Origin of the sequence: Actinomyces sp. ZJ308, from assembly GCF_011752065.1 — a bacterium.
GTDB lineage: Bacteria > Actinomycetota > Actinomycetes > Actinomycetales > Actinomycetaceae > Actinomyces.
Genome location: NZ_JAAIJY010000004.1, coordinates 1 through 25543 on the forward strand (window position 1 = coordinate 1; position 25543 = coordinate 25543).

Consider the following 25543-nt stretch of genomic DNA (forward strand, 5'->3'; position numbering starts at 1 on the left):
TGTTACTCACCCGTTCGCCACTCATCCAGAACCAGCAAGCTGGCTCCTTCACCGTTCGACTTGCATGTGTTAAGCACGCCGCCAGCGTTCGTCCTGAGCCAGGATCAAACTCTCCAAACAAAACCAAAAGGAAACCAAAAAACAGGCCCCCATCAGTACACAGTCCAGAAAACCAGACCACATGGCCCCACCCAACCCCAAAACAAATCAGAGCCAGGCAAACCAAAACAAAACAAGCCCCAGAAACCACACACACCAAACCAAACCACCCACCAAACAAAAGCAGACAACCCAGCAAACATGCGCACAGCCCCCAGGACCCATGGCATAAAAAACATGACACACTATCGAGTTCTCAAACAACACACCCACTGAAAATTCTTCGAAAGACTGCTGCCTTTCGTCTCCTTCTCAGAAGCGCCTGGGAAACTTTAGCGAGCCGCTTTTCCTGAGTCAAACGATCGGTCAGTGACCCTCGTCTCTCATTCGGCTCTCTTCAGTTCTCAGGTCCCGGTCGGTCTGAGGAATCATCCTCCCCGTTTCGGGCCGGAGAGAACATTACGCACCGGCCACCAGCCCGTCAAACCGTAGCGCGGTGACGGTGCACACAAGGCACCGTCACCGCGCTACTACGTTGGTGGGCGACCGATGTTTCCAGAGATGGACCTAGGCCGAGCGCCCAGCAGCGAGGTTCCGTCGTCCTTTACGCACCAGGACCACTCCCCCGGCGAGCAGGTGCTCAGGACCGATAACCGTGGCCTCGTCCTCCACCTTGACGTTGTTGAGGTAGGCCCCGCCACCGGCGATGGTCTTGCGGGCGGCGTTGCGCCCTCGCTCCAGTCCCGTGCTGACGAGCAGGTCGACGATGGTGGTCTCTCCGACCGTTACATCACCGGAGGCGAGGTCGGCCGTGGCGGCCAGGATCGTCGCCTCATCGACATCGGTGAGGTCTCCACGTCCCCACAGTGCGGAGGTCGCGGCCTCCGCCTGGGCCGTGGCCTCGGATCCGTGGACCCAGGTCGTGACCTCGTGAGCCAGCACCCGCTGCGCCTCGCGCGCCTTCGGGTTCTCAGCGGTCGCCATCTCGAGGCGCTCGATCTCCTCACGCTCCAGGAAGGTGAAGACCTTGAGGAAGCGCACCACGTCGGCGTCGTCGACCTGCAGCCAGAACTGGTAGAAGGCGTAGGGACTGAGCATCTCCGGGTTGAGCCAGATGGCCCCGCCCTCGGACTTGCCGAACTTGGTTCCGTCGGCCTTGGTGATGAGCGGGTTGGTCATGACGTGGACCGAGGCGCCCTCGACCTTGTGAATGAGGTCCATCCCGCCTACGAGATTGCCCCACTGGTCGTTGCCGCCGACCTCCAGGGTGCAGCCATAGCGCCGGTAGAGCTCAAGGTAGTCGTTGGCCTGGAGGACCTGGTAGCTGAACTCGGTGTAGGAGATGCCCTCATCGCTGGCCAGGCGGCGCGCGACGATGTCCTTGGAGAGCATCGTGCCCATGCGGAAGTGCTTACCGAGGTCCCGCAGGAAGTCGATGGCGCTCATCGCCTGGGTCCAGTCCAGGTTGTTGACGATACGAGCCGGGTTGTCCCCGCCGAAGTCGAGAAGGTTCTCAAGCTGCTCCTGCAGGCCGGCCGCCCAGCCGGCGACGACGTCCTTCGTGTTGAGACTGCGCTCCCCCTTGGCCCGAGGATCACCGATGAGCCCGGTCGCCCCGCCCACCAGCGCGAGCGGGTGGTGCCCGGCGAGCTGCAGGTGACGCATGACCTTGACGGCCACGAGGTGGCCGTGGTGAAGGCTGGGTGCTGTCGGGTCGAACCCGCAATAGAAGGTGACGGTTCCGTCAGTCAACGCCGCACGCAGCGCCTCGATGTCGGTGTGCTGGGCGATGAGCCCGCGCCACTGCAGTTCGTCCAGGATGTCCGTCACTGTCCAGTCGCCTTCCGTGGATCGTCGTGCACTACGCACGCGTCGTCCCGGCGCGTCGCGCTCGGGGCCGGCTGTTGCCTCCGGCGCCGATAGTCTGCCACGTCCCGGCTCGGCTTCCACGATACGCGTAAGACGGCGAAGCACCTCCTCTACGGGAGCATCCCCGTTGTCGCCGGTGCCCGACCGGTGTCACCGCGCTGCGAGCCCCGCCGCGACCCCCACGCCGATCGTGGGGCCGTAGGTCTCCCAACCGCCTGCTGCCCGCGCGCGTTGACCGGCCGCAATGATGAGCCCGTGGAAGTCCTTGAGCTGAGAGACATTGAGCCCGCTGCGGGCAACCGCCGGCTCATGAGCACGCCGGGCCGCCTCATATCCTCGACCCACTGCATAGCCCGCCTGGCGCAGCAGGCGTCTGGCGTAGGCATCGAAGATGAACCGGGGCCGGTCGTACGCCATGAGGGCGACGACGTCGGCCGTCTCGGGACCGAAACCGGGAAGCCCAAGAAGCGCTGAGCGCAGGGCTTCGTCATCGAGAGCGGATGCGGTTGCTCCCTCCGCTGCGCATGACCAGGTCGCGTAGGCACGCAGCGCGCGGGCCTTGGCCTTCATGAATCCGCTGGGGCGGATCAGGTCGATGAGGCCGGCCTCGTCCAGCGCGAGCAGCCGGTCGGTCTCGAAGGCGGTGGCCTGACGCAACGCCTCCAGGGAGCGCTGGACGTTACCCCATGCGGTGTTCTGGACGAGGACGGCCCCGCAGACGTACTCGAGCTCCGAGCTCGCCGGCCATGGCTTGACCTCACCGAGCTCGGCGCGCAGCAGCTCGTACAGAGTGCGTACAGGGATCGGTGTGTCTGAGGAGATCTGTCCGGGAAGCGGAGGAGAGGCGTTCATGAGTCCTTGGTGGATCAGGCGGCGGGGCGGTCCCATATGAGGGTGTAGCGGTAGTAGAAGCGCCGTCGGATCCTGGCTCCGGGAAGCATCCGGGATGCCGTATCGCGGATCTCGCCGAACGACTCTCGCGGAGTGGCCGTGGCGACTCCGATGTCACGCATCTCCCCGTACAGGGCTCCAATGACACGCAGCGGGAGGACGGCGAGCGCGGACAGCGTCCAGTCCCATGGGCTCTTGTTAGCGGCCAGGCCGACGACGATGAGCCGCCCACCGGGAGCCACCAGCTCTCCGAGCCTCCTCAGAGCCGGTTTCAGCGGCAGGTGGTGAAGCGTGGCCACGCAGCTGACGGTCTCGAAGGTTCCGACGCGCTCGGGCAGGTCCGGGTCCATGACGTCGTCGAGGCGGACCTCGATCTGCGGGATCTGGTCCAGACGGCGACACGCTCGCACAACGGCCTGCTCGTCAGGATCGATTCCGACGACGCAGCGGCACACCGTTGCCAGGCGCGCGAGCAGGAGCCCGTCCCCACATCCGACATCGAGTGCACGCCCGCCGCGCAGTCCAGCGTCCCGCACGATGCGCCGGTGAAAGGCGACGTTGTGGTTCCAGTACTCCTCGGTCATGGTCTCGACCGCATGGCTCAGGCCGGTCATGTCGATCTACTCGCTTGCCCGTCGGCTGCCTCGTCCGGCCGCAGCGGGCCTGTAGACCGAGACAGTGGGTTCCCCCTCGAGCCAGAAGCGCCAGGGGAAGGCGGTTCCGTCTCCTCCGGGGCCGGCGACCCCGGTACGTGGCCCACGTCGAATGCGCTCAGTACCCGGCGCCTGCCACGGCTCCGGAAGAGTCAGGCTGATACGTGATCCCGGTCCGCCTACCGGCGCACCGTCGTCGGACCGGTCCAGCCCGAGCGCCGAGCACAGCCGTGCCGGCCCCCGGGCCAGGTCCCTGTCGACCCGCGCGGCGGGGCGACGAAGCCGGGCGAGCTCCGTGCCCTCCACCACCTCTCCCCCGCGCAGGAGCACCGCTCGCGATACCCCCGCCGGTCCGGTGACGATATTGAGGCAATGGTGCATGCCGTAGGTGAAGTAGACGTAGACGCACCCACCCGCCTCGAACATGGAGGCGTTGCGGGCCGTGCGCCCACGGTAGGCGTGGGAGCCGGGATCCTCCTCACCCCGATAGGCCTCCACCTCGGTCAAGCGGATCGCGACGCGCCCCTGCGGGCCGGCGACGGCGATGACGGCGCCCAGCAGTGCCGGAGCCGCCTCCAGGCTGTCGCGTCCCAGGAGCGAGGCGGCCTCGGGGCTCAGATCCGTCGCTTGATCGGCCATGAATCATCCTGACGGCCGGGTTCAGTCCAGCTCAGGCCTGCTCATTCTCGACGTTCGCATCAACGCCCTCGTCCTCCTCGTCGTCGGCCCCACTCGGCTCGGGCCACTGGGGACCGGAGGGCCCGTCCAGCAGGGAGCCCTCCCAGGCGAAGACCCGCAGCTCCGCACTGCGGGCAATGGCCCGAGCGAGCTGCTCGACGACGCGCACCGGCGCGGTACCGCCGTGTCCGGTGCGAGCGGCCACCGATCCCTCGGCGGAAAGGACCTCCCTGACCCCCGGGGTGAGTCGCTCATCAATGGCGGCGAAGTCGTCGTCGGACAGGTCCCACAGCTCGATGCCGCGGCTCTCGCACTCGCGCACGCAGGCGCCGGAGATCTCGTGGGCCTGGCGGAAGGGCACCCCGTTCTTGACCAGCCACTCGGCCACGTCGGTGGCCAGGGAGAATCCCTGGGGGGCCAGGGTCGCCATGCGCTCGTAGTGGAGGGTCATGGTGGCCACCATGCCGCTGACAGCAGGCAGGAGGATGGCCAGGGTGTCGACGGCGTCGAAGACGGGCTCCTTGTCCTCCTGCAGGTCGCGGTTGTAGGCCAGGGGCAGGGCCTTGAGGGTGGCGAGCAGCCCGGTCAGGTCGCCGATGAGGCGCCCGGCCTTGCCGCGGGCGAGCTCGGCGACGTCCGGGTTCTTCTTCTGCGGCATGATGGATGATCCCGTGGAGTAGGAGTCATCCAGGGTGACGAAGTCGAACTCCTTGGTGTTCCAGATGATGATCTCCTCGCTCAGGCGCGAGACGTCCACGGCCACCATCGTCAGGACGAAGCTCAGCTCGGCGACGACGTCGCGGGCGGCGGTGCCGTCGATGGAGTTCTCCACGGCGGCCTCGAAACCGAGGTCGGCGGCCACGGCGTCGGGGTCCATGCCGAGCGTGTTGCCGGCCAGCGCGCCGGAGCCGTAGGGGCTCACGGCGGCGCGGGCGTCCCAGTCCTCGAGGCGCTCGACGTCGCGCATGAGAGGCCAGGCGTGGGCGAGCAGCTGGTGGGCGACCAGCACCGGCTGGGCGTGCTGCATGTGGGTGCGTCCGGGCATGATGGCGTCGGAGGCGCCGGCCGCCTGGTCGATAAGGGCATCGACGACGTCGAGGACGAGCCCGGCCACGTGGCGCGCCTGATCGCGCAGATACATGCGGATAAGGGTGGCGATCTGGTCGTTGCGGCTGCGTCCGGCGCGCAGACGTCCGCCCAGGTCGTCACCGGCGCGCTCGATGAGACCGCGCTCCAGGGCGGTGTGGACGTCCTCATCGGTGACGTCTGCGACGAAGATGCCGGCGACGACGTCGGCCTCAAGGCGGTCCAGGGCGTCCAGCATGCCGCTCAGCTGGCCCTCGTCCAGCAGACCGGCCAGCGCCAGGGCCCGGGCGTGGGCGCGGGATCCGGCGATGTCGTAGCGGGCCAGGCGCCAGTCGAAGTGGGTGCTCACCGACAGGGCGGCCAGCGCGTCGGCGGGTCCTCCGGAGAAGCGTCCGCCCCACAGGCTGACGCCCGCGGGGCCCGGGCTCTGCCGTGCATCAGAAGGGTTGGACTGGGCGCAGGACGACGTCTCGAGATCTCTGGTGGGCTGGGTGGAGGACTGGCTCATGACCCCATCATGACCCATCTGTCTTCAGGAGCGCCTCAGCGATCGGTGCGGAGGGGATCTGTCGTGGATCGGCGGCAAAAGAGAGCCACCCTTCCTGAGGAATGCACAGGAGCGGGAGCGGATCGGGCGGCACCGACCGACGGGAAGGAAGAAGGGCCTGCCCGGTTACTCGCCTGTCATGCCATGATGAACCATGCCCGCCGAACAAGACGCTCTTTTCCCAGGCAAGCAATTCATCTCCACCGTGCTCGAGGCGCTGGAGACCAAGACCAGGATGACCTGGGCCCTCGCCCACCGCTACCTCATGCGCGCGGCGATGGCCGGCATGATCGTGGCGGTCTTCTACATCGTGAACTACGCCATCGTCGGTATCTTCGCCGGCCTTCATGTCGGGGACACCTCCTTGGCGGGGGTCGGGAAGCTCCTCGGGGCTCTGGCCTTCGGGCCGGCCCTGGTCTTCATCTACTACACGAAGTCCGAGCTTCTCACCAGCAACATGATGGTGGTGGTCATCGGCTACTACTACAGGCGCATCTCGGCGTGGAGAACCCTGAGAGTGCTGTTCATGTGCCTGGCCGGCAACTTCCTGGGCGGGCTCGTCTTCGCCGTCATGTACCGCTTCTCCACGCTCGTGGACGGCCCCACCGGCGAACAGGCCCTGCACTCGGTGGAGGCCAAGCTGGGCTACCTGTCGACGGCCTCGGGGGTCGCCGACCTCTTCGTACGGGCGATCCTGTGCAACTTCATGATCAACCTGGCGATGCTTCTCATCTACAACGGCTTCATCCGTGAGGACTGGTCCAAGATCTTCTCGATGATCATCGCCGTGTTCGTCTTCGCCTTCCTCGGCTTCGAGCACTCAGTGGCCAACACGGTCCTGTTCACCGTCATCGGCCTGACGCACGGGATCGACGTCCTGCCGGCGCTGGGCAACGTGGCCGTGGCCCTGCTGGGCAACTTCGTGGGTGGTGGGCTGCTCATCGGCGGCTACTACGCCTATGCCAACGACGACTCCCGGTGGCTGCGCCGCCAGCCTCAGAAGGACGAGGTTCAGGCGGCCGAGTAGGCCCAGGAGACCCCACCAGGTAGACCACGACCAGCACCGCTCGGCCGTCAGCCGGCCAGTCCCCGTGGCCCACCCGGCCCGACACGACCGAACCGGTTGCCTCCGCTCCTGCCCGCGGAGACAACCGGTTCGTCATGTTCCGGCGCCCTGGGACCGGGGGCGCCCGCAGTACCGGTGACGGGCGGCAGTCCCCGGCTGAGTCCCGGTCTGAGTCCCGGTCAGAATCCCTGGCCGTTGCCGGCGCGCACGTCTCGGGCGGCGGCGAGCTTGGACTGCATCCCGTAGATCTCGATGAATCCTCGTGAGGAGGACTGGTCGAAGGTGTCCCCGCTCTCGTAGGTGGCCAGGTTGAAGTCGTACAGGCCGGTCTCGGAGCGGCGCCCGGTGACGGTCGCTCGGCCGCCGTGCAGGACCATGCGGATGTCGCCGTTGACGTAGCGCTGGGTGTCCTCGATGAAGGCGTCCATGGAGCGCTTGAGCGGGGAGTACCACTGGGCCTCGTAGACGAGCTCGGCCCAGGTCTGCTCCATGCTCCGCTTGTAGCGGCGTTGCATGCGCTCCAGGGTGACTGCCTCGAGCGCCTGGTGCGCCTCGATGAGGGCCACGGCCCCGGGGGCCTCGTAGATCTCGCGGGACTTGATGCCCACGAGGCGGTCCTCAACCATGTCGATGCGCCCCACGCCCTGGGCACCGGCCCTGCGGTTGAGCTCCTGGATGGCCTCCAGCGGGGTGACGGCCCGCCCGTCGATGGCCACCGGGATGCCCTCCTTGAAGGTGAGGGTCACCTCGTCGGGCAGGGGCGGGTAGGTGGGGTCATCGGTGTAGACGTAGACGTCCTTGGTGGGGGCGTTCCACAGGTCCTCCAGGAAACCGGTCTCGATGGCGCGTCCCCACACGTTCTGGTCGATGGAGAACGGGTTGTGCTTGGTGGTCTCGATCGGCAGGTTGTGCTTCTCGGCGTAGTCGATGGCGACGTCTCGGGTCAGTGCCAGGTCGCGCACCGGCGAGATGCAGTCCATGTCCGGGGCCATGGAGGTGATGGAGACCTCGAAGCGGACCTGGTCGTTGCCCTTGCCGGTGCAGCCGTGCGCCACCGTGCGGGCGCCGAACTCGCGGGCGGCCTTGACCAGATGACGGGCGATGACGGGCCGCGAGAGCGCCGAGACCAGCGGGTAGGTCCCCTCGTAGAGGGCGTTGGCCTTGAGAGCGGGCATGCAGTAGTCGTTGGCGAACTCGTCGCGGGCGTCGGCCACGTAGGCCTCGACGGCGCCGCAGTCGAGGGCTCGCTGTCGGATCACCTCAAGGTCCTCGCCGCCCTGGCCGACGTCGACGGCCACGGCGACGACCTCTCGGCCGGTGGCCTCACCGATCCAGCCGATGGCGACAGACGTGTCCAGGCCTCCGGAGTAGGCCAGGACGACACGGTCCTTGTGGGTGCTCATGGGATCTCTCTCTTCTCTTCGTGGTGACACTGGCGAACCAGTGGTGAGGTGACTGCAAGGGCTGTGGGGAGAGGTCAGGCTCTGGCCGAGGGGTCGGCCAGGGCGAGCAGGTGCCCGGCCACATCGGCGGCGACCCGGGCGCTGCGGGTGATGACCAGGACTGTGTCATCCCCGGCGATGCAGCCCAGGACCCCGGGCATCATCGCGTCGTCGACGGCGCCGGCGAGCAGCTGGGCGGCGCCGGCCGGGGTTCGCAGGACCACCTGGGAGCCGGCCCACTCGGCGGTGACGAGCAGCTCGGCGCACCACCGGGCCAGGCGGGGGGTCGTGTGGCCGGGCAGGGAGTCGTCGGTCTCCTCCGCCCCGGTGAGGGCACCGGCGTGGACCTGGCCGGGTGCCCCGGCCTCGGGCATCGAGTAGATGAGCTCTCCGCCCGGGGCGCGGATCTTCGTGGCCCGCAGCTCCACTAGGTCCCGCGAGAGCGTTGCCTGGGTGGTGCTGATGCCGCGCTGGGCCAGGGCCTTGCGCAGCTGGGCCTGGGAGCGGATGCGTTCCCGGGAGAGGATCTGGATGATGCTGGCGTGCCTGGCGGTCTTGGTCCCGGGTGCCAGTGGGGCCGCTGCCGCCAGGTCCCGCTGGGAGTCCTCGACGGTGGCGCTCATGAGCCTGCTCTCTCAGACCGCGCCCCAGACAGAACCTCGGACAACGTGGTGGTGAAGGCTCGGGCGTCGTCGTCGGACAGGATGAAGGGCGGCGCCAGGCGGATCGTGTCGGGGCGCGGTGCGTTGACGATGAAGCCGCGCTGCGCCAGAGCGGTCGCGATCTCGCCTGCGGGCGGCAGGCCCTCGACCAGTCCGACGCCGATCAGCAGGCCTCGACCGCGTACCTGCTCGACGCCGTCGACTGCCGCCAGGTCCCGGGCCCAGGCGGAGCCGAGTCGATCGACCCGGCTGAGCAGGTCCTGGCCGCGGATGGTCTCGATGACGGCGAGTGCGGCCGCACAGGCCACCGGGTTGCCGCCGAAGGTGGTGCCGTGCTGACCGGGTCCGAGGAGCGACGCGGCCTGACCGGTGGCGACGGCTGCACCGATGGGGATGCCGCCGCCCAGGCCCTTGGCGAGGGTGACGACGTCGGGTACGACGCCGGGGGCCAGCAGGTGGTGGGCCATCCAGGCGCCGGAGCGCCCCATGCCGGACTGGACCTCGTCGATGATGAGCAGGGCGCCGGCCTGCCTGGTCAGCTCACGGGCGGCCTCCAGGTACCCGGCGGGCAGCTCACGGACCCCGGCCTCGCCCTGGATCGGCTCGACGATGAGTGCCGCGACGTCCGGCCCCAGGGCGCTGCGCAGGGCGTCGGTGTCGCCGGCCGGGATGAACTCGACCCCGCCGGGAAGCGGTTCGAAGGGCTCCCGGTATGCGGCCTTGTGGGTCAGGGCCAGGGCGCCCATGGTCCGCCCGTGGAAGGCATCCTGGAGTGCCAGGACCCGGGGGCGGCCGGGGCCCCCGTGCCGGCGGGCGATCTTGAAGGCGGCCTCGTTGGCCTCGGTCCCGGAGTTGGCCAGGAAGACCCGGGAGTCGCGTGCGCTCTGGCCTGGGAAGGTCAGGGAGACGAGCTCCTCGGCGAGGCGGACCTGGGCGGGGGTGGTGAAGAAGTTCGAGACGTGGCCGAGGGTGCCGAGCTGGCCGGTGACGGCCCGCACGATCGCCGGGTGGGCGTGACCCAGGCAGTTGACGGCGATTCCGGCCAGCAGGTCGGTGTACTCCTTGCCGTCGGCGTCCCAGACGCGGGCGCCCTGACCGCGGACCAGCGCCCGCCCGGGGGTGCCGAAGGTGTTCATGACGGCGTCGGTGTAACGCTCCAGCCAGCCGGCATTACCGGCGTTACCGGCACTGTCAGTATTGTCAGCACTTCCGGCACTGGCCGAGCCGACGGTCCCCTGACCGGCGCCCTCCGCATCGGGATCCGGCAGTGCTGAGGACGATCCTGACGGGCCTGAAGAGATGGTCATAGGCTCTTGCCTCCGTTCAGTGGCGGTATCGGGGCGTCCCCGGGGTGGATGACGGTGCCGACGCCCTGGTCGGTGACGATCTCCAGGAGCATGCTGTGGGCCTGTCGCCCGTCGACGACGTGGGCCTGCCCGACTCCTCCGTAGACGGCCCGCAGGCAGGCCTCCATCTTGGGGATCATTCCGGACTCGAGCGAGGGCAGGAGCTCCTCGAGCGCGGCCGCACTGATGAAGGGCACCAGCGAGCTGCGGTCGGGCCAGGCGGAGTAGAGCCCCTCGACGTCGGTGAGCATGAGCAGCGTGCGCGCCTGGAGCGCCACGGCGATCGCGGCGGCGGCCGTGTCGGCGTTGACGTTGAGGACGGTCTCGGAGTCCGTCATCAGCGGGGCGACAGAGGAGATGACGGGGATGCGGCCCTGGTCGAGCAAGTCGATGATGGGCTGCGGGCTGACGTCGACGACGTCGCCGACCAGGCCCACGTCGACGGTCTCGCCGTCCACCGTGGCCAGGCGCTGACGTGCCCGTAGGAGTCCGCCGTCCTCGCCGCTGATGCCGACCGCGGCGGAGCCGTCGGTGTTGAGCAGGGAGACGAGCTCGCGCTGCACCGAGCCGGTGAGGACCATGCGGACCACATCCATGACCTCGGGGGTGGTCACGCGCAGGCCGCCGCGGAACTCCGAGGCGATGCCCAGTCGCTTGAGCATGGCGTTGATCTGGGGGCCGCCGCCGTGGACGACGACGGGTCGCACCCCGACCTGGTGGAGGAAGAGGATGTCCTGGGCGAAGGCGCGCTTGAGGTCGTCGTTCACCATGGCGTTGCCGCCGTACTTGATGACCATGGTGGCGCCCTTGTAGGTGCGCAGCCACGGCACGGCCTCCAGCAGGACGGATGCCTTGATCTGCGGGTCGAGAGGTGTCCGGTTCATGTCGTGTAGTCCGCGTTGATGGTGACGTATCCGTGGGTGAGGTCGTTGGTCCACACGGTGGCCTCGGCCTGCCCCGCCGACAGGGCGATGTCGATACGGGTCTCGCGCGGGCTCATGTCCACCGTGTCCCGGTCCTGGTCGGGCGCGCCGTGACGGAAAATCGTCACCCCGTTGATGGTGACGTCGACCTCGTCGGGGTTGAAGGGGCAGATGTCCTCGGGCACAGTCCCGAGCTGGGACAGGACGCGCCCCCAGTTGGGGTCGGCCCCGGCAACGGCGCACTTGAGGAGGTTGGAGGAGCTCACCGTGCGGGCCGCCGCCTCGGCGGCCGTCTCGCTGACGGCTCCGCTGACCGTGATGGCGATGTCGTGCGTGGCGCCCTCGGCGTCGGCCACGAGACGCCGGCCGAGCCGGCTCATGACCTCGGTCAGCGCCTCCTCGAGCTCGGCCGGCGAGGGCGTGATCCCGGAGGCGCCGGAGGCCAGCAGGAGGACGGTGTCGTTGGTGGACATGCAGCCATCGGAGTTGATCCGGTTGACGGTGCGGGCAGTGACTGACATCAGGGCGTCCTGGGCTGCCTCGGGGGTGAGGACGGCGTCGGTGGTGATGACGGCGAGCATCGTGGCCAGGCCCGGTGCCAGCATGCCCACACCCTTGATCATGCCGCCGACGGTCCAGCTCTCCGGATCGGCGCCAATGCTCAGGGCGTCCTCCTTGGAGACGGTGTCGGTGGTCATGATGGCGGTGGCCGCCTCTGAGCCGGCACGGGGCGTGTCGGCCAGGGCGAGGGCGGCGACGTCGATGCCCTCCAGGAGGACGGGCATGTCGATGCGCTCTCCGATGACGCCGGTGGAGCAGACCAGGACCTGGCTCGGCTCGGTTCCCAGCAGCCCGGCGGTGCAGGCCGCGGTGGCCTCGGTGTCGCGCAGCCCCTGGGCTCCGGTGCAGGCGTTGGCGCTTCCGGAGTTGAGGACCACGGCGCGGGCACGGCCCGGTTCGTTCCCGTCCCCACCGGCCAGGAGCCGGCGCGACCACACGACGGGCGCGGCGACGACACGGTTGGTGGTGAAGACTCCTGCGGCGGTATCGAGCGGGCCGTCGTTGACGACGAGGGCGAGGTCGGGCTTGCCGGAGGCCTTGAGGCCGGCGCGTACGCCGGCGGCACGGAAGCCCCGGGCTGCGGTCACGCTCACGGTGCGACTCCTTGGGTGGTGATGGCGGTGGTCTCCTCCAGACCGAGGGCCAGGTTGAGGGACTGGAGGGCGGCACTGGCGGTGCCCTTGCCGAGGTTGTCGATGGCGCACATGGCCACCACGGCGTCCGCGCCGCGATCGATGGCGACCTGGACGGTGGCCATGCCGGTGCCCAGGACGGTGCCCGTGGTGGGCCAGGTGCCTTCGGGTAGGAGGTGGATGAGGCTCTCGCCGCTGCCGAGCGCCCCGTAGGCGGTCTCCCATGCCGCTCGCAGGGTGGCATCCGGGTCGAGCGCCTCACGCAGGGCCCGAGTCATGGGGGCGGTGACGGTGGCGAGGATGCCACGGCTCATGGGGACCAGGACCGGGGTGAAGGACAGGTGCGTCGAGCCGGCGGCGGCGCCTGCCACCTCGAGGTTCTGGATGATCTCCGGAATGTGCCGGTGGGTGCCGCCGACGGCGTAGGGCTGGGCGGATCCCAGCGCCTCGGCGGCGGTGAGATGGGGCTTGAGAGCCTTGCCCGCACCGGAGTACCCGACGGCCAGGACCGCGGTCAGTCGGGAGGGGTCGATAAGTCCGGCGGCGATGCCGGGCTGGAGGGCCAGGGTCACGGCGGTGACGTTGCAGCCGGGGACCGCGATGCGTCTGGTGGTGGTGAGCTCGGCGCGCTGGGCCCGGGCGTGGTCCTCGCCGTCGTGCAGGAGCTCGGGCATGCCGTAGGTCCAGGCGCCGGCGTAGCCGGAGCCGTAGAAGGCCTCCCATGCCTTCCGGCTGGTCAGGCGATGGTCCGCCCCGCAGTCGATGACAAGAGGTGTGACACCGCTGCCGTCCCCGAGCTGCTCGAGCGCGGCGGTGATGGCTCCGGAGGCCCCGTGGGGCAGGGCCAGGACGACGACGTCGTGCTCGGCGAGCACCTCGGCCTCGGTCGATTGGACGACCCGATCCGCCAGGGACAGCAGGTGGGGGTGATGATCACCGAGGCGACTGCCGGCCGACGAGGCCGCAGTGAGCGCACCGATCGTCACCCCGGGATGGGCGGCAAGCAGGCGCAGGACCTCGCCACCCGCGTATCCGGTGGCTCCGGCAACAGCAACAGTCCAGGTCATGCAGCAACCATACATCCGCCTGTATAGAAATACAGTCACACGAGGGTCGCTGTGACCTTTCTCCTGCTGTCGCCTTTATCGACAGTGACTACCTGCGCCCGGTGAGCGTGTCGTCATAGAGGGAGGTGGCGATGGCATCGGCCCACTGGCGCACCTCGTCCCAGTCGCGGTAGTCGCCCTCGGTGGCTCCCCCGAGCTTGGCGATGGAGCGCTCGCGCAGGTTGAGCCGGGAGGGGTCGAAGCGACCGGCGAAGGTCATGTGGTCCTCGGGGTCGAGCGCCAGGAGAACCGGGCCGATGCGCATAGGGTCCGCGACCTTGCCCTTCGGAAGGCCGGAGAGTCCCACGGAGAAGGCCCACACAGGACTGGCCTTGAGGGCGTCGTGAAAACGCTCGGTGAAGGCGACGGCCTCCGGCGTCCACTTGGTCATGTAGACGGCGCTGCCCAGGATGAAGGCGTCGTAGCCGTCGACGCTGGCAACGTCCTCGGGGCGCTTGGTCTCGACATCGATCTGGGCCGCCTGGAGACGCTCGGCGATCACCGCGGCCACCTCGTCGGTGGACCCGTGCTTGGAGGAAGAGGTAAGCAGGATCTTCATGGCGCCTAGTATTGCGGAGACCACACCCGCTGTCTGGGACCCGATACCCGACGAAGGTACCAAAGAGACGCCGACAGCCATGATGTGCATCACATCATGACTGTCGGCGGTCGTGAGGAGGTCGCACGGCTCAGCTGCGCAGCTCGGCCCCCAGGAGCTTGGCGGCTCGCTTGACCACGCGCTTGCGCACACCGGCGGTCTCCTCGGCGGTCAGTGTGCGGTCGGGAGCGCGCAGCACCAGGGAGACGGCCAGCGACTTCCTGCCCTCGCCGAGCTGGGCGCCGCGGAAGACGTCGAAGAGACGCACCTCCTCGGCCAGGTCGCCGGCAGCCTGCCTGACCAGGTCCTCGACCGCGGCGGCAGTGACCGTCTCATCGACGACGAGTGCGATGTCCTCCTTGGCGGCGGGGAAGGTGGAGACAGCCTTGACCTGGAGCGCTCCGGCGCTGCGTGCCGCCTCCAGCAGCGGGTCGAGGTCGATCTCGACGGCGCAGGCGCGCTCAGGCAGCCCGAGCTGGCGAACCACCCGCGGGTGGAGCTCACCGGCATGAGCGAGGAGCGCTCCGGGCTCGACCTCCTTGCCCCGGCGCCGACCGGGCAGGCGGATCACCGCGGTGCGACCGGGGTGCCAGGGGGCGTAGGGCTGCGCGGGGGCTGCGACCACGATCTCCACTCCGAGCGCGGAGGCCACCGTACGGACCACCTCGACGGCGTCGGCCCAGTCCCAGGGGCGTCCCACCCCGAGCACCCCGGTGCGCTCGTGCTCACCGGACATGATGGCGCCGATATGGGTGGGTTGGGCGGGGATACCTGCCCTCAGGGCGGCCTCCTCCGCGTCGGTGGGACGGCGATCGGTCCCGGGGATCGGTGCGGGGACGGTTCCGGCCGGGTGGGTGACCGAGCCGACCTCGAAGACGGCGACGTCGGCCAGGCCACGGGAGACGTTGCGGCGGGCGACCTCCACCAGGGAGTCCAGGACGCTGGTGCGCAGGTAGGGCGTGTCCTCCGCGAGCGGATTGGCCAGGCGGACCGTCTGGCGGCGCGGGTCGGCCTCGGGGATCTCGAGCAGGTCGTGGACGTCCCCGATGAAGGGGTAGGACAGGACCTGGGTGAGTCCGGCGTCGGCCAGGGCACGCACGACGTCGCGGCGGGCCCTCTGGTCGGCGCTCAGCCCCGTGCCGGCGGGCGCCGTGGGCACGATGACCGGGATGGCGTCGTATCCGTCGAGGCGGGCGATCTCCTCGGCCAGGTGGGCGGGACCGACGAGGTCGGGCCGCCATGTCGGCGGGGTGACGGTCAGGACCGCGGTCCCGTCCTCGGCGTTGCCGCCGCGCTCCACGGTGCAGCCGATGGTGGTGAGCAGCTCGGTGACGCGGTCGGTGCCGTAGGCAACACCGGTGAGGCGTTCGGCGGCGTCGGAGCGCATGGTGATGGGCTCGGGAGCCCTGGTGCGGTTGACGTCGGTGGCCACGGGCTCGGCGCTTCCGCCGCCGTACTCGACGAGCAGGTCGACGGCTCGCTGGGCGGCGATGGGGGCCAGCTCGGTGTCGATGCCGCGCTCGTTGCGCTTGGCCGACTCGGTCGGCAGCTTGTGGCGGCGGGCGGATCGGGCCACGGAGACCGGGTCGAAGTGGGCCGCCTCGATGAGGACGTCACGGGTGTCGGCGTCGACCTCGCTGAGGGCTCCGCCGAAGACTCCGGCCAGGACCAGTGCTCGCGACCCCTCCCCCTGCGGGGAGTCGGCGATGACCAGGTCCTCGGGATCCAGGGTGCGGGTGACCTCGTCGAGGAAGGTGAGCGTCTCCCCCTCCCTGGCGCGGCGCACGACGATCGGGGCGGCGAGCTTGCCGGCGTCGAAGGCGTGCAGCGGCTGTCCCAGGTCGAGCATGACGTAGTTGGTGACGTCGACGGCCAGGGAGATGGGCCGCATGCCGGCGGCGGTGAGACGGTCCTGCATCCAGGCCGGGGACGGGGCCGACGGGTCGATGCCGCGCACGAGACGGGCGACGTAGCGGTCGCAGCCCGGGCGTCCGTGGATGGGCCGGGGGTCCTCGGGGATGACAACGTCGAAGCCGTCCTCACCGGAGCGCGCCAGACCGTTGGGGTAGAGCCCCCTGTCGGTGACGTCGGCGGGATCGGTGAAGCGGGCGCCGGTGGAGTGGGAGTACTCGCGGGCCACGCCTCGCATGGAGAAGCAGTAGCCGCGGTCCGGGGTCACGTTGATCTCCAGGACCTCCTCCCCCAGACCGAGAATGCCGATGGCGTCGGTTCCGGGAGCGGGCGGCTCCTCACCGTCGTGTCCGTGCTCGGCCAGCCACTGCTCAAGCACGATGATGCCGGAGTGGTCCTCTCCGATGCCCAGCTCGCGGGCGGAGCAGATCATGCCGTCCGAGACATGGCCGTAGGTCTTGCGCGCGGCGATACGGAAGTCACCGGGCAGGACGGCGCCGGGCAGGCTGACCACGACCGAGTCCCCGACGTCGAAGTTGTGGGCGCCGCAGACGATGCCGCGGCTGGGCAGGTCCGAGGGCTCCTTGCCGGTGCCGGGTGCGTCGTTGTGCTCCGGGCCGACGTCGACGCGGCAGTAGTTGATCACCTTGCCGTTGGACTGCTCCTTGGCCTGGCGGGTGAGGACCTTGCCGACGACGAGCGGACCGGTGACGGCCGGGGGGACGATGCGCTCCTCCTCCAGGCCCACCCGCACGAGGTCGGCGGCGAGCTGCTCGGCGCTCAGGCCTGCGGGGACGTCGACGTGCTCGCGCAGCCATTCGATGGGGACGTAGGGCATGTCAGTTTCCCTTTCCGGTGATGCCGAACTGCTGGGAGAAGCGGATGTCGCCCTCGACGATGTCGTGCATGTCGGCGATTCCGTGGCGCAGCATGAGGGTGCGCTCCAGGCCCATGCCGAAGGCGAAGCCCGTGTAGACCTCCGGGTCGATGCCGCAGGCGGTGAGCACGTTGGGGTTGACCATGCCGCAGCCTCCCCACTCGATCCAGCCGGCGCCGCCCTTCTTGTGGGGGAACCACAGGTCCATCTCGGCGCTGGGCTCGGTGAAGGGGAAGAAGGAGGGACGCAGGCGGGTGCGCGCCTCGGGACCGAACATGGCCTTGGCGAAGTGGTCGAGGACGCCCTTGAGATGCGCCATCGTCAGCCCCTTGTCCACGGCCAGTCCCTCGACCTGGTGGAAGACCGGCGTGTGGGTGGCGTCGAGCTCGTCGGAGCGGAAGACCTTGCCGGGGCAGGCCACGTAGATCGGGGGCTGCTGATCGAGCATGACCCGGGCCTGGACCGGGGAGGTGTGGGTGCGCAGCACGAGGTTGGCCGCCCGCCCCCGTTCGGCCCCGACGCTGGCTCCGTCGATGTAGAAGGTGTCCTGCATCTGGCGGGCGGGGTGGTCGGCGTCGAAGTTGAGGGCGTCGAAGTCGAACCACTCGTGCTCCACCTCCGGGCCCTCGGCGATGGACCAGCCCATGGAGGTGAAGAAGTCGCAGACCTCATCGACCAGGACGTCGAGCGGATGGCGGGCCCCCGCCACCGTCCTGGAGGTGGGGACGGTGACGTCGACGGCCTCGGTGCGCAACATCTCCTCCTCCGCTGCGGCCTCGAGGGTCTCCTGCCTGGCGGCCAGGGCCTTGGCGATGCGCCCGCGAGCGCCGCCCAGGAGCTTGCCGGCCGTGGGCTTGTCCGCCTTGTCCAACGTGCCGATGAGGCGGTTGGCCAGGGTCAGGGGCGAGGCGTCGCCGGTGTGGGCCAGGCGGGCCTCCTTGAGCTCGGCGAGGCTGCCGGCCGCGGCGAAGGCGGCCAGGGCCTCCTCGACGGCGGCGTTGATGCCCGCCTCGTCCAGGGGCGAGAGCGCGCCGGGGGCGTCAGTCATATGCGGTGCCTTCCACCAGGTGTGTCCGGGGTTTTCCGCCCTTAAGGGTAGTCTGCGCCGTCGCGAGGGCGTAAATCGTCTCGCAGCCGGGGTGGCGGGGCGGTCCCTGGCCCACCCTCCGGCCTGTCCTGAAGGCTCATCCGGTTGCTGCCGGGAGTGCGGTCAGAGCGACTTGACGGTGACGTTACGTCACCTGCTGAGATGGATTCATGCACGTCAAGGAGCTCGCCCGCCTCGCCGGCACCACGCCGAGGGCCGTGCGCCACTACCACCACCTGGGGCTGCTGGAGATTCCGCCCACGGTGCGCGGTCGGCGCGAGTACGGCGTCGAGCACGTGGCTCGTCTGCTGCGGATCCGGTGGCTGGCCGACGGCGGTCTGTCGTTGACCCAGGTGGCCGAGATGCTCGCCTCGGACACGATCGGCACTGATCAGGACTCCCGCCGAGAGGCGGTTCTGCGTGACCTGCGGGCCACCCGGGGCACGATCGAGGCGCAGCGGCGCAGCCTGGCCGAGCAGGCCTCCCGTATCGATGAGCTCATCGCCCGGGTGGAGCGCGGCGAGGGACTGTCCCCCGCTCCCAGTGCCCTGACACGTTTCTACGACGACCTGGAGGCCAGAATCACCCGGCTGGGTGGCAGCGTGCTCGGTCTGCGGGCCGAGCGCCAGATGATGGTGGTTCTCGCCTCGCTGGGCATGGTGCCCGACTCCGCGGTCCCCTTCATCGAGGGACTGGACGAGGCCGATCGGGAGCTGTCCGCCCAGCAGATCGCCGACTTCGCCCGCCTGGCCACACTGCCCGAGGCCGATGGCCTGACCGAGGCCCAGCGCCTCGCGGAGAACAGCTGGCTGCTGGCGTGCCGCCACAAGGAGCACGCGCTGGCCGTCCTGGACGACCTTCCCTCGGGCGCCCTGGGGCGTGCCATGTGGCGGCTCACTCACGTGCTGGCCACCTCCAGCTACCCCCACCCTGCTCAGCAGGCCTTCGTGGCCGAGCTCATGGAGCGCATGCTCGCCGATCCGGACTTCGCCACGACCATCCGCCGTTCGGCGGGAGAGGAGCCAGTGCTGTGACCACGAAGCCGACGACCAGCACGACGGCAGCAAAACCGCCAGCAGCAGCGTCCGGGACGACTGCTGCGCATCCCTTCACCGGAGACACAACTCAACCGCCGGTGCGCGTGCAGGGCCTGGTCAAGCACTTCGGCCGCTTCAGGGCGCTCGACCACCTGGACCTGGAGGTGGAGGCGGGCAGCATTCATGGCTTCCTGGGCCCCAACGGGGCTGGCAAGTCCACGACGATCCGCATTCTGCTGGGGCTCTACCGGCCCGACGGCGGAAGCGTGAGCGTGCTGGGACGCGATCCGTGGCAGGAGGCCCCAGCGGTCAACCGCCAGGTGTCCTATGTTCCCGGTGACGTGGCGCTGTGGCCGGGACTGACCGGCGGACAGGTGCTCGACGCGCTGGCGGGGCTGCGGGGGTCGCGCAACGCCGAGCGGGAGGCCGAGCTCATCGAGCGCTTCGACCTGGATCCCAGCAAGCGGGTGCGGACCTACTCCAAGGGCAACCGTCAGAAGGTGGCGCTTGTGGCTGCGCTGGCTGCGCCGACGCAGCTGCTGGTGCTCGATGAGCCCACCAGCGGCCTGGACCCGCTCATGGAGCGGGTCTTCACTGAGGAGATCGCCCGAGCGGCCGGTGAGGGCCGCACGGTTCTGCTCTCCAGCCATATCCTGGCCGAGGTGCAGCGGCTGTGCAGTGCGGTGACGATCATCAAGGACGGCCGCGTCGTCGAGCACGGAGACCTGGGGACCCTGCGCCGGCTGTCGCGCACCCGTATCGAGCTGGGTGCCCCTGCCGACGTGCTCGGCGCGGTCTCGCGGGCGCTGAGGCCCATGGATCTTGACGTCGTCGAGGATGGTGGGCGCCTGAGCCTCGAGGTGACGGCGGAGCAGGTGCCGACGGTGATGAGTCTGGCCGGTGAGCACCGGGTCCAGGACATCACCTGCGAGCCGGCCAGCCTGGAGGATCTCTTCCTGCGTCACTACGAGGAGGCCTGATGAGCGTCAGCGCAGTGGCACCATCATCGGCGTCGACCGGCGGTGCGCCCGGTCTCGGAGTCGGCACAGGCGGCACCGAAGGATCCGTCGCCCTGGCGGGTTGGGGCACGTACGTTCGGATCCTGCTCAGGCGGTTCCGGGTTCAGATCGTGGCCTGGATCCTGCCGCTGTGGCTGCTGGTCAGTGTCACCGCTCCGAGCTATGAGAGCGTCTACCCCTCGTTGGAGACCCGGGCCGTGCTTATCGAGCAGGTACGCACCTCTCCGGGGACACGTCTGCTCTACGGCTACGTCCCCACCCCTGGCCGACTCGGTCAGCTCCTGCAGTGGGAGACCGGGACGTTCCTGCTGGTGTGCACCGCCCTCCTGGCGATCCTGCTGACGAGCCGGATGCTGAGAGGCGACGAGGACGAGGGACTGGTTGAGGTCCTACGCGCTACGGGCGCAGGCAGGAGGGTTCCGTTCCTCGTGCCGGTCACGGTGGTGTGGGCGGTCGTTGGCGTCCTGTCGGCAGGCGTCGGAGGCATCCTGACCTGGCAGGCCTCGAGCATCGGGGAGCTGACGGTCTCCGGCGCCTGGGCAATGGCCGGAACGATGTGCGTGGTGGGCTGGGCGTTCTCGGCTGTTGCGGCGATCGCCTCCCAGCTGGGAAGGCAGGTCGGATCGGCCAGAGGCCTGTCCATGATCGCGCTCGCGGCCGCCTTCGCGATACGTGTGGCCGCCGACCAGGTCTCAGACGGCAACGGATCCGACTGGCTGCGGTGGTTCTCCCCCCTGGGCTGGCGTGACCTGGTACGCCCGTACTCCGATGACCGGTTCGCGGTGCTCGTGGTGTGCTGCGCCGTTGACATCAGCCTGGTGCTTATCGCCGCGGTGCTGGCCACGCGCCGCGAGTACCTGGACGGTTATCTCCCCGACCGCAGCTCGTCGGGGCGCCGGTGGCGGGTACGAGGCCACATGGACCTGCTCGCTCGCCTGTCCTGGCGTGGTGTTCTCGGTTGGGCGGTGGCGTCGGCAGGACTCGCGTCGCTGTACGGATCCGTGTCGGGCAGCGTCAAGGACCTGCTGGCTCCGGACTCCCCGACGGCGTCCTGGGTCGGCAAGATGGCCTCGGGCTCCCCGGTGGAGCAGTTCATGTCGCTGATGACGGTGGTGACTGTGCTGCTCGTGGCCGTGGCGGCCGTGCGTCGGATGAACCGCCTGGTAGCTCTTGAGCGCGCGGGCCTGGTGGAGGTCGGGCTTGCCGCCGGAGTCAGTCGTCGTCGTTTGTTCCTCTTGCAGGTTATCGGCGCCGTCATCGAGTCGGTCGTGCTGCTGCTCGTCTCGGCGATGGTTCTGGCGGTGACGACGGCGACTCAGCTCACGGATGATCATGCCGTGGGGAGGGCCTTCGTGTTCACGGTGAGTCAGCTGCCCGGCATGGTGGCGGCGGTCGGCATCGCGGCGGCGCTGATCGGTCTGGCGCCGCGAATGGTCGGAGTGTCCTGGGCGGTGGTCGTCTGGAGCGCCTTCGCCCAGTTCTTCGGAGGACTGGTGGAGCTCAAGGACTGGGCCAAGGACCTCAGCGTGCTCGGGCACCATCTCGACGTCGTCGGGTCCCTTGACTGGAAGCCCCTTGCCGTGCAGTCCGCGGTCGGCCTCCTCGGCATCGTCATCGGTCTGGTCGCCTACACCCGCCGCGATCTGCCATCCTGACAATGAATCGGGGGTGCTACAGTTGCTACGGGGTGATAGACATGCAGACGATTATGCACCGAGAACTGCGCAACCACAGTGCCGCCATCCTCCGTCGCGTCCAGGCCGGCGAAACTTTCGAGATCACCAATAACGGCGAGCCCGTTGCCTTGCTCTCACCTATTTCTCAAGACCGTCTTTCCCTCCTCAGGCGACGAGGAGCGACCCGCGGAGCGGCTCACGTCGACTTCAGAGCACTGAAACGCACGTCTGAACTGGCGTCTCAGGAAGTGCTGGATGATCTTCGTGGGGAGCGATGAGCGTCTACTACCTCGACACCTCTGCTGCTTTGAAGCTCCTCATCGAGGAAAAGGAGTCTGACGCTCTGGCCACCTGGCTCACGGCGTGCACGACCGACGGCCACTGCCTGTGCGCATCCTTCCTTCTTCACACTGAGCTTCACTGCGCCGCCCGACGCCGCAACGAGCTCGACCATGAGGCAGCCACCTCTTTGCTTTCAGGGATTGAGCTCATCGACATCTCACGGTCGCACCTCATTGATGCGGCAAGCTCATCGATGGGATTAAGGACCGCAGACGCCATTCATTTGACGGTGGCGTTGGACATCCAAGCGAACGCCATCGTCACCTACGACATTGAGATGCAGAATGCAGCAAAATACTGCGGCATACTCCCCGTTGCCCCGTCTTAAGGCCTGAGGCAAAGCACCCCCTGCTCCTGTTCTCACATCAGATAGGCCGCGCCGACCAGGTGGCAGACGGCAGCGGCCAGGGGAAAGACCACCATTCCCGGCATGCGGTGCACGACGCCGATCAGCGCGTCTCCGAGTTGGGAGACTGCCGCCGCAATGAGGATGAGCGAGGTCAGCGGCTGAAGCGGAGCCAGCCAGACAGCAACGGCAACCAGCACCCCGAGCGGGACGCTCCGGGCCGCGTACATCGCCGGATAGAACCGCCCTCGCCGCCCGCCATGGCCGGGAGGAGCAAGCATCGCCGGACGGATCACCGCCGCGGCTCCTGCTCCCGCGGAGACGACTCCCAACAACAAGTTCGGCAGCATCAACCACCACGGCACACGGATCACTCCTTCATATCGTTCAGTAATGAATCATTCTACAGTGTACCGTTGGCGCCATGAGCAGAGAAGACGGTGCCGCGATCCTGTCATCCACATGCTTCCGGCTCGGCGTCATGGGCAGCCAGATCACCCGGTCGTTCTCACAGCGCATTGGGCACACCGGCCTGACTCACAAGCAGGTTGGACTACTCGCCGTCGTCGATGCCGGGATGGCGAACTCCCAGCGTGAGATCGCCACACGACTCGACATCGCTCCGAGCCTGGTGGTGTCGTTGGTCGATCAGCTCGTCGACATCGGCGCCGTACGCAGGACGCGCAGCACGAAGGATCGTCGCGTGCAGGCCATTGAGGTCACCAACGAGGGGCGCAGGCTGCTGCGACTTGCCGCCGGCATCGTCGAGAAGCTCGACGCCGACTTGCAAGGACACCTCTCCCCCACGGATCACTCGACCCTGGACAGCCTCCTGCCCGCCCTCTTTCAGGCTGCTGAGACGGTGGGCAACGGGGATTAGCAGCAGCGTTTCCTTTCAAGCATTACCGCGCCAGCACGACGCGCTTTCCTGCAGCCGACGCGCTCTCCGCATCGCGGTGGGCCTCCACGATCCGATCAAGCGGGTACGTTGCGGCGATCAGTGGTTTGAGCTCTCCAGCATTCACCTGTGCGGCCAGCCAGGTCAGATCCTTGGCGCTCGGTTTTCCGGACACCATGCGGATGACCGACCCCGGTGACACCATGGACCGGAGAATGTCCCAGAAGGCTCCGGGCGCAATCGCCGTCATGCGGCCTCCAGACTTGAGCAGCCTGCGGTAGGCGGACGCATCAGTACCCGCGGTGTCAACGACGACGTCGTAGCGCCCGGGAATGTCAGAGGGCTTGAGGTCGTGGTAGTCGAAGACCTGTCGCGCTCCAGCACCGATGGCCGCGTCGCTACGGACGCCGACGACGGCATCCACCTCTCCTCCCATAATGCGGGCGACCTGAATCACCGTGGAGCCGACGCCACCGTTTCCTCCCACCACAAGCACCCGATCACCTCGACGAAGCTTGAGGGGACGGAGTGCCTGCACGGCCGTCAGTCCCGCAAGAGGCAGGGCAGCGGCTTCCGTAAGCGGGACCGCGTCAGGTGCAGGTGCGACCCGGTCGGCACGGACTCGCACATACTGCGCTCCCGCAGCCGCGCGACCAGGAGGCTTCATCCCCAGGTAGCCCCAGACGCGCCTCCCAACCTCCACTTCCCCGACCCGGCTTCCGACCGCACGAACGACCCCGGCGAAGTCCACGCCCGAGCCCTTCGGGAACCCCATTCCGTCGAACAGGCGCATTTTTCCTCGCCTTGTCTGGAGGTCGACGGCGTTGACACTGAAGGCTGCGACTTCGACAACGACCTCCTTGGGACCAGGCTCCGGCACTGCAGCCGCCCCGATCTCGAGCACCTCCGGACCGCCATAGGAGCGGAACTGCACCGCCCACATCGTGCTCTGTGCGACCATCTTTCCTCCCTCTGTTGCGCTACGCTACGTAGCGTAGCGCAACAGAGGGAGGAGTGCCACAAGCAGGTTCATGTCCGTAGGACTCAGGCTCGCCGGTCGGCTGCCAGGAGCGTCAGCAGAACCTCCGTGAGCTCCTGTCGGAGCAGGTCGGGCTGCATCTGGCCGAGAAGATGCACATGCACGTACGGAACACCGAGCAGCGCCGCGTACAGGCTGTCAACATCGACGCCCGTACACATCTCCCCCCGGGAGGAGGCGCGATCGACCATGGCCTCGATGTCGGCGCGCACAACGGCTACGACGCTGCGTTGCAGCCTCGAGGTGAGGTCAGGATCGCCGGCCATGTCGGCGAGCAGTCCCGGAAGCGTGCTCCTACCGGGTTCGATGGCGATGAGGTCAACCACCTGGCCGGCGAGCGCATCGATGTCTGCGGTTAGAGAACCGGAATCAGTAAGCCCTTCGGCGTCACGGCGGTGAATGACCAGGTCGAACACCATCTCCGCCTTCGACTGCCAGCGCCGGTAGATCGTTGTCTTGGCGACCCCCGACTGCCTGGATACTCCTTCGATCGTCAGGGCCTGGTACCCGTGGGTCGCCAGCTGTTGAAGAACGGCCTCAGACAGCCGGGCGTCAGTGTGGGCGCGACGTCGTGAGACGGCACCATTCTGTTGCGCGGCGTTGGGCATGGAGCGCCTCCTTCGTCTCACGAGGGGGACCGTTCCCTCCCTGCCTCAACGTTAGGGCATCAGCCCCTGTCAGCCCGGTAGCGCTCAAGCGTGCGAGCCAGGTAGTCGATGACGTCCTGACGCAGGTACTCGGGGGTGATGACGCAGGCATCCGGACCGAGCCGGAGTCGTCAAGGCACACCTCGGCGAGGATTTCGACCTCCTCGATCCGAGAGAACTTGGTGAAGCGGACCTCACCGTCGTGTGAGGCGCACAGGTACCAGCTGCGACCGGCGGCAACCATTCCATGCGGGTCGACGACGTCCTGCGTCGTCGTTCTCGACCTGTGCCGGAAGACCATGCGCAACCGGTGTCGAGTGAGGACCGCTTCTTGAACGGTGCGGAAGACGGCGTCGGCCCGTTCGCTCTCAGGCAGGGGCAGCCAAATCATCGACAGCAGTCGGTCAGCACGCACGGACTCATCTTCGCAGGTACATGACACAAGGTGTCACCAATCGTCTCTAACCTCGACGCCGTCCGAACGCGCCGCGTACCCGTGAGAGAC

Annotated in this window: 25 protein-coding genes and 1 rRNA gene; 7 read left to right on the forward strand and 19 right to left on the reverse strand. The window is 68.3% G+C overall.

The features are described 5' to 3' along the window. From HCR68_RS02880 to argH, 6 genes are all read right to left on the reverse strand, one after another. Window positions 1-120, reverse strand: a 16S ribosomal RNA gene (locus HCR68_RS02880); the annotation flags it as partial. 546 nt (window positions 121-666) lie between these two features. Continuing rightward, the gene (tyrS, locus tag HCR68_RS02885) at window positions 667-1929 is read right to left on the reverse strand and encodes a tyrosine--tRNA ligase (RefSeq protein ID WP_167146022.1); all 1263 of its coding nucleotides are present in this window, start codon (window positions 1927-1929) and stop codon (window positions 667-669) included. A 189-nt stretch (window positions 1930-2118) separates the two neighbouring features. Beyond that, window positions 2119-2820 carry a base excision DNA repair protein gene (locus tag HCR68_RS02890; RefSeq protein ID WP_167146024.1) on the reverse strand — a complete coding sequence of 234 codons (702 nt, stop codon included), beginning with the start codon at window positions 2818-2820 and terminating at the stop codon, window positions 2119-2121. A gap of 14 nt (window positions 2821-2834) precedes the next feature. Further along, window positions 2835-3443, reverse strand: a complete 609-nt coding sequence (locus tag HCR68_RS02895; protein ID WP_167146301.1) for a class I SAM-dependent methyltransferase — start codon at window positions 3441-3443, stop codon at window positions 2835-2837. Window positions 3444-3479: 36 nt separating this feature from the next. Then, window positions 3480-4151: a DNA-3-methyladenine glycosylase gene (locus HCR68_RS02900; protein ID WP_167146026.1), complete on the reverse strand. Its 672-nt coding sequence runs from the start codon at window positions 4149-4151 to the stop codon at window positions 3480-3482. 31 nt (window positions 4152-4182) lie between these two features. Beyond that, the gene (gene argH, locus HCR68_RS02905) at window positions 4183-5802 is read right to left on the reverse strand and encodes an argininosuccinate lyase (protein WP_167146028.1); all 1620 of its coding nucleotides are present in this window, start codon (window positions 5800-5802) and stop codon (window positions 4183-4185) included. Window positions 5803-5977: 175 nt separating this feature from the next. On the opposite strand from argH, the gene HCR68_RS02910 reads away from it, so the two are divergent. Beyond that, window positions 5978-6850 carry a formate/nitrite transporter family protein gene (locus tag HCR68_RS02910; protein ID WP_167146030.1) on the forward strand — a complete coding sequence of 291 codons (873 nt, stop codon included), beginning with the start codon at window positions 5978-5980 and terminating at the stop codon, window positions 6848-6850. 218 nt (window positions 6851-7068) lie between these two features. Here HCR68_RS02910 and HCR68_RS02915 read toward each other — a convergent pair whose 3' ends face one another. The 9 genes from HCR68_RS02915 to pheS form a co-directional block, all read right to left on the reverse strand. Next, window positions 7069-8292: an argininosuccinate synthase gene (locus HCR68_RS02915; RefSeq protein WP_167146032.1), complete on the reverse strand. Its 1224-nt coding sequence runs from the start codon at window positions 8290-8292 to the stop codon at window positions 7069-7071. 74 nt (window positions 8293-8366) lie between these two features. Further along, a complete protein-coding gene (locus tag HCR68_RS02920; protein WP_167146034.1) occupies window positions 8367-8954 on the reverse strand; it encodes an ArgR family transcriptional regulator in 588 nt (195 codons plus the stop codon). Beyond that, window positions 8951-10300 (reverse strand): acetylornithine transaminase, encoded by a 1350-nt coding sequence (locus HCR68_RS02925; protein WP_167146036.1) that lies wholly within the window; start codon window positions 10298-10300, stop codon window positions 8951-8953. The genes HCR68_RS02920 and HCR68_RS02925 overlap by 4 nt, the downstream gene beginning before the upstream one ends. Beyond that, window positions 10297-11223 (reverse strand): acetylglutamate kinase, encoded by a 927-nt coding sequence (argB, locus tag HCR68_RS02930; protein ID WP_167146038.1) that lies wholly within the window; start codon window positions 11221-11223, stop codon window positions 10297-10299. The genes HCR68_RS02925 and argB overlap by 4 nt, the downstream gene beginning before the upstream one ends. Then, entirely contained in the window at window positions 11220-12416 is a 1197-nt protein-coding gene (argJ, locus tag HCR68_RS02935; RefSeq protein WP_167146040.1) for a bifunctional glutamate N-acetyltransferase/amino-acid acetyltransferase ArgJ, read from the reverse strand. Before argJ ends, argB begins: the two co-directional genes overlap by 4 nt. Beyond that, window positions 12413-13522: an N-acetyl-gamma-glutamyl-phosphate reductase gene (gene argC / locus HCR68_RS02940; protein ID WP_167146042.1), complete on the reverse strand. Its 1110-nt coding sequence runs from the start codon at window positions 13520-13522 to the stop codon at window positions 12413-12415. The genes argJ and argC overlap by 4 nt, the downstream gene beginning before the upstream one ends. A gap of 88 nt (window positions 13523-13610) precedes the next feature. Then, window positions 13611-14120, reverse strand: a complete 510-nt coding sequence (locus tag HCR68_RS02945; RefSeq protein ID WP_167146044.1) for a flavodoxin domain-containing protein — start codon at window positions 14118-14120, stop codon at window positions 13611-13613. 130 nt (window positions 14121-14250) lie between these two features. Beyond that, window positions 14251-16908 carry a phenylalanine--tRNA ligase subunit beta gene (gene pheT, locus HCR68_RS02950; RefSeq protein ID WP_167146046.1) on the reverse strand — a complete coding sequence of 886 codons (2658 nt, stop codon included), beginning with the start codon at window positions 16906-16908 and terminating at the stop codon, window positions 14251-14253. A 1-nt stretch (window position 16909) separates the two neighbouring features. Beyond that, a complete protein-coding gene (gene pheS / locus HCR68_RS02955) occupies window positions 16910-17995 on the reverse strand; it encodes a phenylalanine--tRNA ligase subunit alpha (protein ID WP_167146048.1) in 1086 nt (361 codons plus the stop codon). Between the two features lie 209 nt (window positions 17996-18204). Here pheS and HCR68_RS02960 point away from each other — a divergent pair, with 209 nt between their 5' ends. The 5 genes from HCR68_RS02960 to HCR68_RS02980 all read left to right on the forward strand — a co-directional run bounded on the left by HCR68_RS02960 (window position 18205) and on the right by HCR68_RS02980 (window position 22436). Continuing rightward, window positions 18205-19068, forward strand: a complete 864-nt coding sequence (locus HCR68_RS02960) for a MerR family transcriptional regulator (protein ID WP_167146050.1) — start codon at window positions 18205-18207, stop codon at window positions 19066-19068. Between the two features lie 101 nt (window positions 19069-19169). Further along, complete coding sequence (locus HCR68_RS02965; RefSeq protein ID WP_208320493.1) at window positions 19170-20051, forward strand: ABC transporter ATP-binding protein; 882 nt, start codon at window positions 19170-19172, stop codon at window positions 20049-20051. Next, window positions 20051-21745, forward strand: coding sequence for a Tat pathway signal protein (locus tag HCR68_RS02970; protein WP_243858899.1), 1695 nt, complete (start codon window positions 20051-20053; stop codon window positions 21743-21745). The genes HCR68_RS02965 and HCR68_RS02970 overlap by 1 nt, the downstream gene beginning before the upstream one ends. Window positions 21746-21798: 53 nt before the next feature. Continuing rightward, window positions 21799-22044 (forward strand): type II toxin-antitoxin system prevent-host-death family antitoxin, encoded by a 246-nt coding sequence (locus tag HCR68_RS14515; RefSeq protein WP_347878296.1) that lies wholly within the window; start codon window positions 21799-21801, stop codon window positions 22042-22044. Further along, entirely contained in the window at window positions 22041-22436 is a 396-nt protein-coding gene (locus HCR68_RS02980) for a type II toxin-antitoxin system VapC family toxin (protein WP_167146056.1), read from the forward strand. The genes HCR68_RS14515 and HCR68_RS02980 overlap by 4 nt, the downstream gene beginning before the upstream one ends. 32 nt (window positions 22437-22468) lie before the next feature. Here the strand turns inward: HCR68_RS02980 and HCR68_RS02985 are convergent, their stop codons facing one another. Next, entirely contained in the window at window positions 22469-22828 is a 360-nt protein-coding gene (locus HCR68_RS02985; protein ID WP_208320486.1) for a hypothetical protein, read from the reverse strand. 50 nt (window positions 22829-22878) lie between these two features. Between HCR68_RS02985 and HCR68_RS02990 the strand changes: the two genes are divergently transcribed. Continuing rightward, window positions 22879-23334: a MarR family winged helix-turn-helix transcriptional regulator gene (locus tag HCR68_RS02990; protein ID WP_167146060.1), complete on the forward strand. Its 456-nt coding sequence runs from the start codon at window positions 22879-22881 to the stop codon at window positions 23332-23334. A 22-nt stretch (window positions 23335-23356) separates the two neighbouring features. Here HCR68_RS02990 and HCR68_RS02995 read toward each other — a convergent pair whose 3' ends face one another. The 3 genes from HCR68_RS02995 to HCR68_RS03005 form a co-directional block, all read right to left on the reverse strand. Beyond that, complete coding sequence (locus HCR68_RS02995) at window positions 23357-24313, reverse strand: NADP-dependent oxidoreductase (protein WP_167146061.1); 957 nt, start codon at window positions 24311-24313, stop codon at window positions 23357-23359. Between the two features lie 83 nt (window positions 24314-24396). Next, window positions 24397-24999, reverse strand: a complete 603-nt coding sequence (locus HCR68_RS03000; protein WP_167146062.1) for a TetR/AcrR family transcriptional regulator — start codon at window positions 24997-24999, stop codon at window positions 24397-24399. Next, the gene (locus HCR68_RS03005; RefSeq protein ID WP_347878297.1) at window positions 24944-25429 is read right to left on the reverse strand and encodes a WYL domain-containing protein; all 486 of its coding nucleotides are present in this window, start codon (window positions 25427-25429) and stop codon (window positions 24944-24946) included. The genes HCR68_RS03000 and HCR68_RS03005 overlap by 56 nt, the downstream gene beginning before the upstream one ends. Between the last annotated feature and the right edge of the window lie 114 nt (window positions 25430-25543).

Excerpts from the sequence above, each read along its gene's own strand:
- HCR68_RS02890 (WP_167146024.1), bottom strand. The coding sequence starts at position 2,820 with ATGAACGCCTCTCCTCCGCTTCCCGGACAGATCTCCTCAGACACACCG.
- HCR68_RS02895 (WP_167146301.1), bottom strand. The coding sequence starts at position 3,443 with ATGACCGAGGAGTACTGGAACCACAACGTCGCCTTTCACCGGCGCATC.
- HCR68_RS02900 (WP_167146026.1), bottom strand. The coding sequence starts at position 4,151 with ATGGCCGATCAAGCGACGGATCTGAGCCCCGAGGCCGCCTCGCTCCTG.
- argH (WP_167146028.1), bottom strand. The coding sequence starts at position 5,802 with ATGGGTCATGATGGGGTCATGAGCCAGTCCTCCACCCAGCCCACCAGA.
- HCR68_RS02910 (WP_167146030.1), top strand. The coding sequence starts at position 5,978 with ATGCCCGCCGAACAAGACGCTCTTTTCCCAGGCAAGCAATTCATCTCC.
- HCR68_RS02915 (WP_167146032.1), bottom strand. The coding sequence starts at position 8,292 with ATGAGCACCCACAAGGACCGTGTCGTCCTGGCCTACTCCGGAGGCCTG.
- HCR68_RS02920 (WP_167146034.1), bottom strand. The coding sequence starts at position 8,954 with ATGAGCGCCACCGTCGAGGACTCCCAGCGGGACCTGGCGGCAGCGGCC.
- HCR68_RS02925 (WP_167146036.1), bottom strand. The coding sequence starts at position 10,300 with ATGACCATCTCTTCAGGCCCGTCAGGATCGTCCTCAGCACTGCCGGAT.
- argB (WP_167146038.1), bottom strand. The coding sequence starts at position 11,223 with ATGAACCGGACACCTCTCGACCCGCAGATCAAGGCATCCGTCCTGCTG.
- argC (WP_167146042.1), bottom strand. The coding sequence starts at position 13,522 with ATGACCTGGACTGTTGCTGTTGCCGGAGCCACCGGATACGCGGGTGGC.
- HCR68_RS02945 (WP_167146044.1), bottom strand. The coding sequence starts at position 14,120 with ATGAAGATCCTGCTTACCTCTTCCTCCAAGCACGGGTCCACCGACGAG.
- pheT (WP_167146046.1), bottom strand. The coding sequence starts at position 16,908 with ATGCCCTACGTCCCCATCGAATGGCTGCGCGAGCACGTCGACGTCCCC.
- pheS (WP_167146048.1), bottom strand. The coding sequence starts at position 17,995 with ATGACTGACGCCCCCGGCGCGCTCTCGCCCCTGGACGAGGCGGGCATC.
- HCR68_RS02960 (WP_167146050.1), top strand. The coding sequence starts at position 18,205 with ATGCACGTCAAGGAGCTCGCCCGCCTCGCCGGCACCACGCCGAGGGCC.
- HCR68_RS02970 (WP_243858899.1), top strand. The coding sequence starts at position 20,051 with ATGAGCGTCAGCGCAGTGGCACCATCATCGGCGTCGACCGGCGGTGCG.
- HCR68_RS14515 (WP_347878296.1), top strand. The coding sequence starts at position 21,799 with ATGCACCGAGAACTGCGCAACCACAGTGCCGCCATCCTCCGTCGCGTC.
- HCR68_RS02980 (WP_167146056.1), top strand. The coding sequence starts at position 22,041 with ATGAGCGTCTACTACCTCGACACCTCTGCTGCTTTGAAGCTCCTCATC.
- HCR68_RS02990 (WP_167146060.1), top strand. The coding sequence starts at position 22,879 with ATGAGCAGAGAAGACGGTGCCGCGATCCTGTCATCCACATGCTTCCGG.
- HCR68_RS02995 (WP_167146061.1), bottom strand. The coding sequence starts at position 24,313 with ATGGTCGCACAGAGCACGATGTGGGCGGTGCAGTTCCGCTCCTATGGC.
- HCR68_RS03000 (WP_167146062.1), bottom strand. The coding sequence starts at position 24,999 with ATGCCCAACGCCGCGCAACAGAATGGTGCCGTCTCACGACGTCGCGCC.
- HCR68_RS03005 (WP_347878297.1), bottom strand. The coding sequence starts at position 25,429 with ATGATTTGGCTGCCCCTGCCTGAGAGCGAACGGGCCGACGCCGTCTTC.